Source organism: Streptomyces sp. NPDC051987 (assembly GCF_040680735.1).
Lineage (GTDB): Bacteria > Actinomycetota > Actinomycetes > Streptomycetales > Streptomycetaceae > Streptomyces.
This window is the reverse complement of sequence record NZ_JBFAXI010000045.1, coordinates 1-12,529: the sequence shown is the minus strand read 5'-3', so window position 1 is coordinate 12,529 and position 12,529 is coordinate 1. Positions and strand designations below refer to the sequence as shown.

Annotated in this window: 12 protein-coding genes; 6 read left to right on the top strand and 6 right to left on the bottom strand. The window is 71.9% G+C overall.

Going from position 1 to position 12,529, the window contains the following annotated elements:
* Nucleotides 1-273: 273 nt before the first annotated feature.
* From AB0M11_RS23755 to allB, 3 genes are read right to left on the bottom strand one after another with little or no spacing between them, the layout of a single operon-like run.
* Nucleotides 274-1,086, bottom strand: a complete 813-nt coding sequence (locus tag AB0M11_RS23755; RefSeq protein WP_365708597.1) for an AIM24 family protein — start codon at nt 1,084-1,086, stop codon at nt 274-276.
* Between the two features lie 52 nt (nt 1,087-1,138).
* A complete protein-coding gene (gene alc, locus AB0M11_RS23750; RefSeq protein WP_365708595.1) occupies nt 1,139-2,251 on the bottom strand; it encodes an allantoicase in 1,113 nt (370 codons plus the stop codon).
* Between the two features lie 52 nt (nt 2,252-2,303).
* Nucleotides 2,304-3,644, bottom strand: coding sequence for an allantoinase AllB (allB, locus tag AB0M11_RS23745; protein ID WP_365708593.1), 1,341 nt, complete (start codon nt 3,642-3,644; stop codon nt 2,304-2,306).
* Between the two features lie 272 nt (nt 3,645-3,916).
* Here allB and AB0M11_RS23740 point away from each other — a divergent pair, with 272 nt between their 5' ends.
* Nucleotides 3,917-4,708, top strand: a complete 792-nt coding sequence (locus AB0M11_RS23740) for an IclR family transcriptional regulator (protein WP_365708591.1) — start codon at nt 3,917-3,919, stop codon at nt 4,706-4,708.
* Nucleotides 4,709-4,870: 162 nt separating this feature from the next.
* Here AB0M11_RS23740 and AB0M11_RS23735 read toward each other — a convergent pair whose 3' ends face one another.
* Nucleotides 4,871-5,185, bottom strand: coding sequence for a DUF5955 family protein (locus tag AB0M11_RS23735; RefSeq protein WP_365708589.1), 315 nt, complete (start codon nt 5,183-5,185; stop codon nt 4,871-4,873).
* A 154-nt stretch (nt 5,186-5,339) separates the two neighbouring features.
* Between AB0M11_RS23735 and AB0M11_RS23730 the strand changes: the two genes are divergently transcribed.
* Nucleotides 5,340-5,939, top strand: a complete 600-nt coding sequence (locus AB0M11_RS23730; RefSeq protein WP_365708587.1) for a nucleotidyltransferase family protein — start codon at nt 5,340-5,342, stop codon at nt 5,937-5,939.
* 184 nt (nt 5,940-6,123) lie between these two features.
* Nucleotides 6,124-7,746 (top strand): malate synthase A, encoded by a 1,623-nt coding sequence (aceB, locus tag AB0M11_RS23725; RefSeq protein ID WP_365708585.1) that lies wholly within the window; start codon nt 6,124-6,126, stop codon nt 7,744-7,746.
* Between the two features lie 4 nt (nt 7,747-7,750).
* On the opposite strand, the gene AB0M11_RS23720 is transcribed toward aceB, so the two are convergent.
* Together AB0M11_RS23720 and AB0M11_RS23715 are read right to left on the bottom strand one after the other, a co-directional pair.
* Nucleotides 7,751-8,095: a SelT/SelW/SelH family protein gene (locus tag AB0M11_RS23720; protein WP_365708583.1), complete on the bottom strand. Its 345-nt coding sequence runs from the start codon at nt 8,093-8,095 to the stop codon at nt 7,751-7,753.
* Nucleotides 8,092-9,000, bottom strand: coding sequence for a HipA family kinase (locus AB0M11_RS23715; RefSeq protein ID WP_365708682.1), 909 nt, complete (start codon nt 8,998-9,000; stop codon nt 8,092-8,094). The genes AB0M11_RS23720 and AB0M11_RS23715 overlap by 4 nt, the downstream gene beginning before the upstream one ends.
* Before the next feature lie 375 nt (nt 9,001-9,375).
* Between AB0M11_RS23715 and AB0M11_RS23710 the strand changes: the two genes are divergently transcribed.
* From AB0M11_RS23710 to AB0M11_RS23700, 3 genes are all read left to right on the top strand, one after another.
* Entirely contained in the window at nt 9,376-10,542 is a 1,167-nt protein-coding gene (locus tag AB0M11_RS23710) for a DegT/DnrJ/EryC1/StrS family aminotransferase (protein ID WP_365708581.1), read from the top strand.
* Entirely contained in the window at nt 10,539-11,636 is a 1,098-nt protein-coding gene (locus AB0M11_RS23705; protein ID WP_365708579.1) for a Gfo/Idh/MocA family oxidoreductase, read from the top strand. Before AB0M11_RS23710 ends, AB0M11_RS23705 begins: the two co-directional genes overlap by 4 nt.
* 92 nt (nt 11,637-11,728) lie before the next feature.
* Nucleotides 11,729-12,427, top strand: a complete 699-nt coding sequence (locus tag AB0M11_RS23700) for an HAD-IA family hydrolase (protein WP_365708577.1) — start codon at nt 11,729-11,731, stop codon at nt 12,425-12,427.
* The last annotated feature ends 102 nt before the right edge of the window (nt 12,428-12,529 follow it).

The window sequence follows — 12,529 nt, the reverse complement described above, 5'->3', positions numbered from 1 at the left end:
TCGTCACGCTCGGTCCGGACGACACGGCGACCGCACCCACGGCCAGGCGTCGGCCTCGGCGGGGTGCGAGCCGTACGCGGGGCTGCCGACGACGTCGTACGACCGGACGGAGACGCCCGCCACGGCGACCCGGCCGCCGGTGCGCCGGACGGCCCTCGGTACGCCGACCGCCGGCGTGCCGGATTCTCGTCGGCACGGCGCCCTGTGAGGTTGCCGTCGGCTCGGACCCGGCGGGACCCGCGACTCATCGGTCGGCCGGTGTCCTGCGCGCGCTCACCCCGCGTTCGTCGAGAACAGTCCGCCCGTCGGGCCCTGCTTGTCGCCGCCCTGGGCCTTCTTCAGGGCGTTGGCGAGGCTCTCGATGGTGAGGGACTGCAGGATCACCCGGCCGTTGCCCTCCAGGGTGGCCAGGGAGAGGCCCTCGCCGCCGAAGACCGCGTTCATGATGCCCTGGCGGTTGAGGCCGCCGACGCGCTGGACGCCGTACTGGATGCCCTCCTCGAAGGCGACGACGCAGCCCGTGTCGACCTCTATCCGACCGCCGAAGTCGGCGGGGTTGAGGTCGATGAAGTTGCCCGCGCCGGCGATGATCACCGTGCCGTGACCGGTGAACTTCTCCAGGACGAAGCCCTCGCCGCCGCTCATGCCGGTACGGCCGCCCCGGAAGGCGATGCCGAACTCGACGGTGGACTCGGCGGCCACGAAGGCGTCCTTCTCCGCGAACCAGGCGCGCGTGCCGCTCAGCTCCAGCGCGCGCATCTCGCCGGGTAGCACGCCCGCGAAGCCGACGGTGCCCTCGCCGCCCTGGGAGGTGAAGTACTGGAACGCCAGCGACTCGCCCGCGATCATGCGCTGGCCGACCTGCATGGCGGTGCCCATGGCCTGGCGGAGCATGCCGCCCATGCCGCCACCGCCGCCCTGCGACTGGCCGCCGTTGCCCGACGGGCCGCTCAGCCGGGTCTCCATGGTGACGTTCGTCGTCTTGAACAGGAACTTGCCGGCCTCGCAGTAGACGGTCTGGCCGGGGTGCAGGTTGACGACCGCCATCTGCATGGCGTTGCCGACGATCTCTTGCTGAAGGGTCACGGGAAAAGAACGTAGCGGGTGGCCCACCGGTTCCCCGCACCCGCCCGAGGGGTCAGGACAGTTCGCGGTGCCTGGTCGCCAGCGCCGCCGCGCCCGCCTCCGTCGGCGACCCGAACAACCGCAGACGCGAGATGCCGCCGTCCGGGAAGATGTCCACGCGGGCGTGCGTGCCGACGGCGGGGGAAGCCAGGACGAAGCGGTGGTTCGTGTCGGGCTGGAGACGGGTGCGCGGGAGGACCTCGCGCCAGTCGCCGCCGTCGCCGTCCCGCACCGACACCGACGCCCAGCCCGCGCTGTTGCCCTTCAGGTACGCCGTGTCGATCTCGATCGCGCGGATCTGGGACTGGGCGGCCAGCCGGTAGCTGATCCAGTCGTTGCCCCGGTCACGGCGGCGGCGCGTCTCCCAGCCGTCGTCCATCTTGCGGGAGCGGCCCGGCTGGATGGTGTGGGTGGCCGGCGAGTAGAAGAGGTCGGACGCGTCCTCGACCCGCCCGCCGTTCTCCAGGGCGACCACGTCGAAGGTGCCGAGCACGGCGAGCCATGCGGGGTCGGGCACCACCTCGCCGTACACGCGCAGGCGCGCGATGCCGCCGTCGGGGTGCTGGTTGACCCGCAGGTGGGTGAAGCGCTGTTCGACGGTGACCGCGAAGCCGTTCGCCGCGTGGCCGCCGACGGGCGTGCGCGGGACGAGGGTCGTCCACTTGACGTCGTCGCCGAGCAGTTCGCCGGGGGACGGCGAGCCGGCGACCGAGGTGCCCTCGACCGAGACTGCCTGCGGGTGGTTGCCGCGGAAGTGGGCCGTGTCGACGACGATCCCGTGGACGACGCCGGGGGCGCCGAGCCGGACCAGTGCCCAGTCGTGGTCCTCGGCGGTGGGCCACGGATGGCCGGCCGAGGCCCCGCGGCGGCGGCGCGTCTCCCAGCCGTCCATGATCTTGCCCTTGTGGCCGAAGTGCTCGGGGTCGAACTCGGCCCGTCCCGGCACCAGCAGGTTCTCCCGCTGGGCGAAGAACTCGTCGTTGGCGGCGATGACCCCGGCCCCGAGCCGCCGGTCGGCGAGGTCGGTGTACCGGGCGAAGGGGAAGTCGGCGGTGCGGTAGTCGGCGTACGGGTCGCCGCCGGAGTAGGGGCGCGCGTCACCGGTGAAGGTCGGGATCGCCGTCAAGGGTCTTCCTTTCGGGGTGGGCCGCTGCGGGTGTGGGAGGAAGGCGCCGAGGTCAGCGGGCGCGGGTGAGCAGCCGGCCCCTCGGGGAGGTGAACTCGCCGCCGTCGACTATCCGTTCGCCGCGCAGCCAGGTGGACTTCACGACGCCGTGCAGGGTCCTGCCGGCGTAGGCGGTGACCGGGTTGCGGTGCTGGAGGCCGGCCGGGTCCACGGTGAAGGTCTCGTCGGGCGCGAGGACGGCGAAGTCGGCGTCCCGGCCGGCCGCGATCGCGCCCTTGCGGTCGTCGAGGCCGACGAGCGCGGCCGTGCGGGACGACATCCAGCGGACCACGTCCTCAAGCCCGTGGCCGCGCCTGCGTGCTTCGGTCCACACGGCGGCGAGGCTGAGCTGGAGGCCGGAGATGCCGCCCCAGGCGGTCGCGAAGTCGGCGGTCTTCAGGTCGGTCGTGGCGGGCGAGTGGTCGGTGACCACGCAGTCGACGGTGCCGTCGGCCAGCGCCTGCCAGAGCAGGTCCTGGTTGGCGGCCTCCCGGATGGGCGGGCAGCACTTGAACTCACTGGCGCCGTCGGGGACCTCCTCGGCGGTGAGGGTGAGGTAGTGCGGGCAGGTCTCGACGGTGAGGCGGACGCCGTCCGCCTTGGCGGCCGCGATCAGCGGCAGCGCGTCGGACGAGGACAGGTGCAGGACGTGCACGCGCGCGTGCAGGCGTTTCGCCTGGTCGATCAGGTGGGCGATCGCCGTGTCCTCCGCGCCGCGCGGGCGGGAGGCGAGGAAGTCGGCGTACTTCGGGCCACCGCGCTGCGGGGCGGCCTCCAGGTGGTGCGGGTCCTCGGCGTGCACGATCAGCAGCCCGTCGAAGGAGGCGATCTCCGCCAGCGACCGGGCCAGCCGCTCCTGGTCGAGGTGCGGGAACTCGTCCACGCCGGAGGGTGACAGGAACGCCTTGAAACCGAAGACGCCGGCCTCGTGCAGCGGGCGCAGGTCCCTGAGGTTGTCCGGCAGCGCGCCGCCCCAGAAGCCGACGTCGACGTGCGCCTTGTCGGCCGCGACCTCGCGCTTGACCCGGAGGTGCTCGACGGACGTGGTCGGCGGGAGGGAGTTGAGGGGCATGTCGACCAGGGTGGTGATGCCGCCGGCCGCCGCCGCGCGGGTGGCGGTCCAGAAGCCCTCCCACTCGGTGCGGCCCGGGTCGTTCACGTGCACGTGGGTGTCGACGAGGCCGGGCAGCAGGGCGTCGTCGCCGAAATCCTCCAGGCGGGCGTCCGCCGGGACGGGAGAGTCGTGGGGCAGGACGGCCGTGATCGTCCCGGCGGACACGGCGACCGAGGCGGCCCGCGTCCCTTCCGGGGTGATGACGCGCGTCGAGCGCAGCACCAGTTCAGCGTCGGGCACCCGAACCCCTCTCTCTGCCGCCGTTCACGTCGGGGAAACGGGATTTACACCCGCGTAACGGATTTCAACGTTCTGTTGAAGGAGTCTTCACTCCCGCCTCCGCGCCGTCAAGGGCACACTGCTCCCGGGGGCCCTCTCGGGCGCCTGCCCTGGCTCTTTCCACAGAGCGGAATTATGATTCCGGTGAACAGAAGGTAGCCAGGCGGGACCGGGGAGTCAACCGACCGCCGGGTAGGCTTCTGCCCTTCCGCCCGCCCCGAAAGGAACGCGCCGTGCCGACGTCCAGCGCCAGCACCAACGACTCCGCCAGGCCCAGCGGCGGCGGGGTCCAGTCCCTGGAGCGCGCCTTCGATCTGCTGGAGCGGATGGCGGACGCGGGCGGCGAGGTGGGGCTCAGCGAGCTGTCCGCGAGCAGCGGGCTGCCGCTGCCGACCATCCACCGGCTGATGCGCACGCTCGTCGCCTGCGGCTATGTGCGGCAGCAGCCCAACCGGCGGTACGCGCTGGGGCCCCGGCTGATCCGGCTGGGCGAGTCGGCGGCCCGGCTGCTCGGCACCTGGGCACGGCCGTATCTGGCGCGGCTGGTCGAGGAGACCGGGGAGACGGCGAACATGGCACTGCTCGACGGGGACGAGATCGTGTACGTGGCACAGGTGCCCTCGAAGCACTCGATGAGGATGTTCACCGAGGTGGGGCGGCGGGTGCTGCCGCATTCCACCGGGGTGGGCAAGGCGCTGCTGGCGCATGTGCCGGACGCCGAGGTGCGGGCGCTGCTGGGGCGGACCGGGATGCCGGCGGCGACCGAGAAGACGATCACCACGCCGGAAGGGTTCCTGGACGCCCTGGCCGAGGTGCGGCGGCTCGGGTACGCCGTGGACGACAACGAGCAGGAGGTCGGGGTGCGGTGCCTGGCGGTGTCCGTGCCGGACTCGCCGACCGCGGCCGCCATCTCGATCTCGGGTCCCGCGGGCCGGGTGACGGAGGCGGCGGTCGGGAAGATCGTGCCGGTGCTGCAGCAGGTGGCCGTCGAGTTGTCCCGGGCGCTGGTCAGTTCAGGATCCTGAGGTAACAGGGGCCGACCGGAGCGCCGGCGCCCGGGGGCGGCGTGCGGGCGGTCGCGCCCGCGGGTGGCGTCCGGCCGGTACCGCCCGCGGGTGGCGTCCGGCCGGTACCGCCCGCGCGGCGGAGCCGCACACCGACACGGCCCAGCGCCCCCTTCGGGGTGCTCAGGCCCGCGGCGTCTCGCCGAACAGGTCCACCGCCTGACGGACGTCCGTCAGGCTCCGGGACAGGGCACTCACCGAGCCGATCGCGCCCGCGATCAGCAACAGGGACCGGCGCAGACGCGGGATCTCCGGAAGGCCGCCCGTGGCCATCGCCGCCAGGGCGGCGAGTTCGTCCTCGGCTATCGCACGGTCCGGGAACTCGGCCGGATGCGCGGCCAGTTCACGGCGCAGGCGGGAGACCGCCGTACGCAGTTCCGTCACCCTCGGATCCTCGTCTCTGCCGGTCACCGCTCTCTGTCCCAAGCTCCGCAACACAGCACTCCCCCCTCGCCGGGCACCCCAGGACGGTGGCCGGGCGCCCGGGGACGCGGGTCAGTAAACGCCCTCCCGTGCGGCGAGCGCTACAGCGCGGACCGAAATTCAGCCCTGGGAACCGGCGGTCCGCTCAGGCGTCGGGTATGCAGGACCCATGACACACACGGACGGCCGGATCGCCGGGCTGCTGCTCGCCGCCGGCGGCGGCAGACGGCTCGGCGGGCGCCCCAAGGCACTCCTGACCCACCGGGGGCGGCCGCTGGTGGAGCACGCGGCCGAGGCGCTGCGCGCGGGCGGCTGCGGGCCGGTCCACGTGGTCGTCGGGGCCCGTGCGGAGGAGGTGCGGGAGCGCGCCGGGCTCGGCGGCTGTGTGGTCGTGGAGAACCCGGACTGGGCCGAGGGCATGGGGTCCTCGCTGCGGGTGGGGCTGGAGTCGCTCGCCGGGGCGGGGGTGCGGGCCGCCCTGGTGTGCCTGGTGGATCAGCCGGGGATCGGCGCGTCGGCGGTCGCCCGGATCGTCGACGGTTTCCGGGACGAGTTCTCGCTCGTGTCGGCCGCCTACGACGGGGTGCGCGGCCATCCGGTCCTGTTCGGCTCGGCCCACTGGGCGGGGATCGCGGCGAGCGCGAGCGGGGACCGGGGCGCCCGCGCCTATCTCAGGGCCCACGAGGACGCGGTCACGCTCGTCGAGTGCGCAGACGTGGCCGAGCCGTACGACATCGACACGGAGGCGGACCTGAGCCGCCTGGAGTGAACGGGACAGGACCGAGCACCACAGTGGCTCGACGCGGAGAATCTCGACGCCAACAAACCATTGAACTTCCACGATGAGGAAACTAGTATCCATTTTTCAGAAGCGCTTGCCCGGTGACGGAGTGCGCTTCGTTCGACCCGGAACGCCTGGCACCTGGTGCCACCGCCGAAGGAAGTGACAGCTCATGTCCGCACCAGCGCCGTCTCCGGCGGCCGTCGTCGACGCCGAGCCCCTGCCGCGGCAGGAGGAGGTGCTCACCGACGGAGCGCTCGCCTTCGTCGCCGAGCTGCACCGGCGGTTCTCGCCGCGCCGCGGCGAACTCCTCGCCCGCCGCGCCGAGCGCCGCGCCGAGATCGCCCGCACCTCGACCCTGGACTTCCTCCCGGAGACCGCCGCAGTCCGCGCGGACGACTCCTGGCGGGTGGCCCCCTCCCCCGCGGCCCTGGACGACCGGCGCGTGGAGATCACCGGTCCCACCGACCGCAAGATGACCGTCAACGCCCTCAACTCGGGCGCCAAGGTCTGGCTCGCGGACTTCGAGGACGCCTCCGCACCGACCTGGGAGAACGTCGTCCTCGGCCAGCTGAACCTGATCGACGCCTACACCCGGAACATCGACTTCACGGATCCGGCCAGCGGCAAGTCGTACGCCCTGCGTCCGAACGAGGAACTGGCGACGGTCGTCATGCGGCCGCGCGGCTGGCACCTGAACGAGCGGCACCTGGAGGTCGACGGCGAGCAGGTGCCCGGCGCCTTCGTCGACTTCGGGCTCTACTTCTTCCACAACGCGCGGCGGCTGCTCGACCTCGGCAAGGGACCGTACTTCTACCTCCCGAAGACCGAGTCGCACCTCGAAGCCCGGCTCTGGAACGACGTGTTCGTCTTCGCGCAGGACCACGTCGGCATCCCGCAGGGCACCATCCGTGCCACCGTGCTGATCGAGACGATCACGGCCGCGTACGAGATGGAGGAGATCCTCTACGAACTGCGCGACCACGCCTCGGGATTGAACGCGGGGCGCTGGGACTACCTGTTCTCCATCGTGAAGAACTTCCGTGACGGCGGGCCCAGGTTCGTCCTCCCGGACCGCAATGCGGTGACCATGACGGCCCCGTTCATGCGGGCGTACACCGAACTCCTCGTCCGCACCTGCCACAAGCGCGGCGCGCACGCCATCGGCGGCATGGCGGCCTTCATCCCGTCCCGCCGGGACGCCGAGGTCAACAAGGTCGCCTTCGAGAAGGTCCGCGCGGACAAGGACCGTGAGGCGAACGACGGTTTCGACGGCTCCTGGGTCGCCCACCCCGACCTGGTGCCGATCGCCATGGAGTGCTTCGACCGGGTCCTCGGCGACCGGCCGAACCAGAAGGACCGGCTGCGCGAGGACGTCCACGTCGAGGCGGCCGACCTGATCGCGGTCGACTCGCTGGAGGCCAGGCCGACCTACCCGGGTCTGGTCAACGCCGTCCAGGTGGGCATCCGTTACATCGAGGCCTGGCTGCGCGGGCTCGGCGCGGTGGCCATCTTCAACCTCATGGAGGACGCGGCCACCGCCGAGATCTCCCGCTCGCAGATCTGGCAGTGGATCAATGCGGGCGTCGAGTTCGAGAACGGCGAGAAGGCCACTCCGGAGCTGGCCCGCAAGGTGGCCGCCGAGGAACTCGCCGCGATCCGGGCGGAGATCGGCGAGGAGGCCTTCGCGGCCGGCCACTGGCAGCAGGCCCACGACCTGCTGCTCACCGTCGCCCTCGACGAGGACTACGCGGACTTCCTGACGCTGCCCGCGTACCAGCAGCTCCGCGGCTGATCCCTCAGGACGCCGGCTTGTCCGAGTGACCCAGGGACCGGCCCGGGGCCACTCGGTCGCGTACCGCCTGCTTCACGGCCGTGGGCTCGGGGAAGCCCTGCTCGCGCCGGTCCCACACGGTCTCGTCCCCGACCCGCACGACGAAGACGCCGCCCGTGCCCGGTTTCAGCGCGAGCTCCGTCAGCTCGGTCTCGAAGGTGGTCAGCAGCTCCTGCGCCAGCCAGGCCGCCCGCGGCAGCCAGCGGCACTGGGTGCAGTACTCGATCTCGACGCGCCGGCCGTCGCCCGGCCGGGCGTCGCGCGGCAAGGTGTCACGCGGCAAGGTGTCACGCGGCGGGGTGTCACTCATCCGAGGTGTACCGACCAATCCTGTTCCGCGGCCGGCTTCCCGTGCAGGTCGGGCACCCGCTTCAGCCACTTCGGCCGGCCTTGCTGCGTGCGCGCCGCCCGGAGGGCCTCCTCGGCGGCGAGTTCCTCCCGGCTGGGGAAGTCGGTGGGCAGCCAGGCCGCGGAGGCCCGGACCCGTGCGTACAGGTACTCGACGTACGCCTCGCGCGCCTCGCCGGGCGTGGCGAAGTCCTCCGTGAGCCAGGCGTCGGGGACCTCGGCGACGATCCCGCGCAGCAGCTCCCGCGACACCTTCGGCGCCAGCTCGGCGTCGGCCGCCCGCACGTCGGGCCCGTAGTGGCCGAGGGCGTGGTGCCTGAAGTCGTAGGACTTCGCCGGGTCGGTCCCGTCCCAGCGGTGGTGGAAGACGAGGGCCGCGCCGTGGTCGATCAGCCACAGCCGAGGGGGTGCGACGCCCAGGGTCGGCCAGACCATCAGGTTGGAGCTGTGGACCGTGCGGTCGACGTTCACGGTCAGGGCGTCGAGCCAGACGATCCGGCCCGCCTCCAGCGGATCCACCCGGAAGGTCTTCGCGAGCTGCGGGGTGAAGTCCTCCGCCCCCGGCAGGAAGTCCATCCCGAGGTTGCGGCCGCGGCTGGCCGCGTGCAGGTCCCGGACCTCCTGGTGCGGCTCGGCGTCGGCGACCGCCGGATCGAAGTGGACCAGCACCAGCTCGGGGAAGCGCAGTCCCAGCGCCCGCGCCAGCTCCCCCACGATCACCTCGGCGACCAGCGCCTTGTGCCCCTGCGCGGAACCGGTGAACTTCACCACGTAGGTGCCGAGGTCGTCGGCCTCGACGACGGCGGGGACCGAGCCGCCGGAGCGCAGGGGTGCAATGTACCGAGTTGCGGCTACCTCTCTCAGCATCTCCCAGGCCCCATCGCTCATTCACCTTGCGTTCCATGGCGAGCTGTCGTTCGAAAAATGACAGCAACTCCGCCCGCCCCAGTATGGTCGAGGCACAGGCGTGCCGCAGCACGCGGACGTACGCCGCTCCTCACGGGACCGCTGCCGAGCCGTCCCCCGCTCATGCCGGGGTTCTCCCCGTTCGGCAATCGCGCTGCACGAAGGTCTCTCCCCGGCAATTGCACCGCTGAAAGGCAGAGCCGTCGGCCGCCGTCGAAATTCATATCCAAACCCCTTGACAAGGGGGAGTTAGGGGAGCCGTAGGGGGATGACCGGGTCACTTCGCCCTCGGTATGTTTACGGCACTGATCTTGACCGCGGAGAGGTGAAATGGGAATGGCTCAGAATTCTCGCCCCAAGCCCGAATTTCCGGCGTGGCCACAGTTCGGAGAAGAGGAGCGCACCGGTCTTGTACGCGCTTTGGAACAGGGCCAATGGTGGCGCATGGGCGGCAGCGAGGTCGACACCTTCGAGGAGGAGTTCGGCGCGTACCACGGCACTTCCCACGCGCTGGCGGTCACCAACGGCACCCACGCTCTCGAACTGGCTCTGCAGGTTCTGGGCGTGGGGCCCGGAACCGAGGTCATCGTGCCGGCGTTCACGTTCATCTCCTCCTCCCAGGCCGCCCAGCGACTGGGCGCCACGGCCGTGCCGGTGGACATCGACCCGGGCACCCTCAACATCGACCCGTCGGCCGCCGCGAACGCCATCACCCCCCGCACCGCTGCCATCATGCCGGTCCACATGGCCGGCCAGATGTGCGACATGGACGCGCTGGGCAAGTTGTCCGCCGACAGCGGTGTACCGCTGATCCAGGACGCCGCCCACGCGCATGGCGCCGAGTGGGCCGGCAAGAAGGTCGGCGAGTTGGGCAGCATCGCCGCGTTCAGCTTCCAGAACGGCAAGCTGATGACCGCCGGTGAGGGTGGTCTTGTCACGTTCGTGGACGCCGAGCAGCGCGAGGAGGCGTTCCTGCGGCACAGCTGCGGCCGCCCGAGCAGCGACCGGTACTACTACCACAAGACCTCCGGTTCCAACTTCCGGATGAACGAGTTCTCCGCGAGCGTGCTGCGCGCCCAGCTCAACCGCCTCGCCGGGCAGATCGATACGCGCGAGCGCAACTGGCCGGTACTGTCCGGCCTGCTGGCGGGGATCGACGGCGTCCAGCCGCAGACCGTCGACTCGCGGGCCACACGCAACCCCCACTACATGGCCATGTTCCGTGTCCCGGGCCTCAGCGCCGAGCACCGCAACCAGCTTGTGGACGAGCTCATCGAGCGGGGGCTGCCTGCTTTCGCCGCCTTCCGCGTGATCTACCGCTCCGACGGCTTCTGGGAGACCGGCGCGCCGGAGGAGACCCTGGAGTCGATCGCCGCGCGCTGCCCCCACGCCGAGGCGGTGTACCAGGACACGATCTGGCTGCACCACCGCACACTGCTGGGCACAGAGGAGCAGATGCACCAGATCGCCGAGATCGTCTCCGAGACGCTGGCGACGCTGTGAGCGAGCCCGTACGCGTGGCCGTCGTGGGGCTCGGCTGGGCGGGCCGGGAGATCTGGCTGTCCCGGCTCACCGGGCATCCGGCGTACGACGTCGTCGCAGTGGCAGACGCGTCCCCCGCCGCGAGGGAGGCCGCCGCCCGTGTCCTGCCCGAGGTCCGGGTCGTGGCCGACGCCACGGAGCTGACCCCGGACCTCGTGGACCTCGCCGTGGTCGCCGTACCCAACCACCTGCACGCACCGGTCGCTTGCGGGCTGCTCGGCCGGGGCGTGTCGGTCTTCTTGGAGAAGCCCGTCTGCCTGACCTCCGCCGAGGCGGCACAGTTGGCCTCGGCCGAACGCGCGGCCGGTGCGGTACTGCTCGCGGGCAGTGCGGCACGCTACCGCGCGGACGTCATGGCCCTGCGGGACACCGTGGTCCGGGAGGCCGGCCAGATCCGCCACGTCGATGTGTCGTGGGTACGGGCCAAGGGCGTGCCCGACGCCGGCGGGTGGTTCACCCGCGGGGACCTCTCCGGTGGCGGCGCCCTGGTCGACCTGGGCTGGCACCTGCTGGACACGGTTGCCCCGCTGCTCGGTCCGGTCGAGTACACCCAGGTGCTGGGCTCGGTCTCCGGCGACTTCGTCAACGCTGCAGGACACGGCACCTCCTGGCGACACGACGGCGATGCGACCCCGGCAGGAGCCGGTGACGTCGAGGACACCGCACGCGGGCTCCTGGTGACGTCCGGCGGGGTCTCCGTGGCGCTGCGGGTCAGCTGGGCCTCGCACGAGGCGCTCGACAGCACCACCATCCGCGTGGAAGGCAGCGCGGCGACGGTACAACTGCGCTGCACCTTCGGCTTCAGCCCCAACCGCGTGCGCAGCCCCGCACTGTTCGTCACTCGGACCGGCGAGTCCACGCCGGTCCCGTTCGATCCCGAACCCGTGGGCGCGGAGTACGACCGTCAACTCGACGCCCTGCCGGGCCTGCTGGCCCGCGACGGCGCGCAGGGCACGGCCGTCGCCGAGGCCCGGCGGACCATCGGCGTCATCGAGCGGCTCTACCACTCGGCCGGCCGCGCCCGGCGTGCGCCGGCGGTGGCCGCCGCCCACTGAGCCGACACCGCATCCCACCGCCTGCACCGCAGCGCCGCCCGCACGGCACCTGACCTGCGGCGTGCGCCCGTACCGACGTCAGGGAGACCCCCATGCACTCTGGTATCAGCCTCGCTCCCGGCCTGACCGGCAGTCCGTTCACGCACCCCAAGAGGGCGGTCGTCTTCGATCTAGACGGAGTGATCGTGGACAGCTTCGCGGTCATGCGGGAGGCCTTCAGCCTCGCCTATGCCGAGATCGTCGGCGACGGGGCGGCCCCGTTCGAGGAGTACGAACGCCATCTCGGCCGATATTTCCCCGACATCATGCGGATCATGGGACTGCCCCTGGAAATGGAGGGGCCTTTCGTCCGGGAGAGCTACCGGCTCGCCGGCCAGGTCAGGCTCTTCCCCGGAGTCGCCCCTCTCCTTCGGGAACTTCGCGAGCGCGGCTTCCGTACCGCGATCGCCACCGGCAAGGCCGGTGACCGCGCCCGGCACCTGCTGGACACACTCGGGGTGCTGCCCTACTTCGACCATGTGCTCGGGTCCGACGAGGTGGCCCACGCCAAGCCGGCGCCGGACATCGTGCTGCGCGCGCTGGAACTGCTCCGGGTCCGTCCAGAGGAAGCCATGATGATCGGCGACGCGGTCACCGACATCGGGGCGGCACGCGCCGCGGGCGTCGACGCGGTGGCCGCGCTCTGGGGCGAGAGCGATGCGGCCGACCTGCTCGCCAGCGGCCCCGACGCGTCCCTCCGTCAGCCGGCCGACCTGCTGGCCCTGTGCCCCGCCGTGGCCGGCGCCGGCTGACCCGGCGCCCGCCCGCACGGCCGTGGTCCGGTCGGCCCCGGCCGCTGGCTGCTCCTGGCCGACGAGGCGTCCCTGGGGACCGCGGCCGGCCTGGCCGAACGG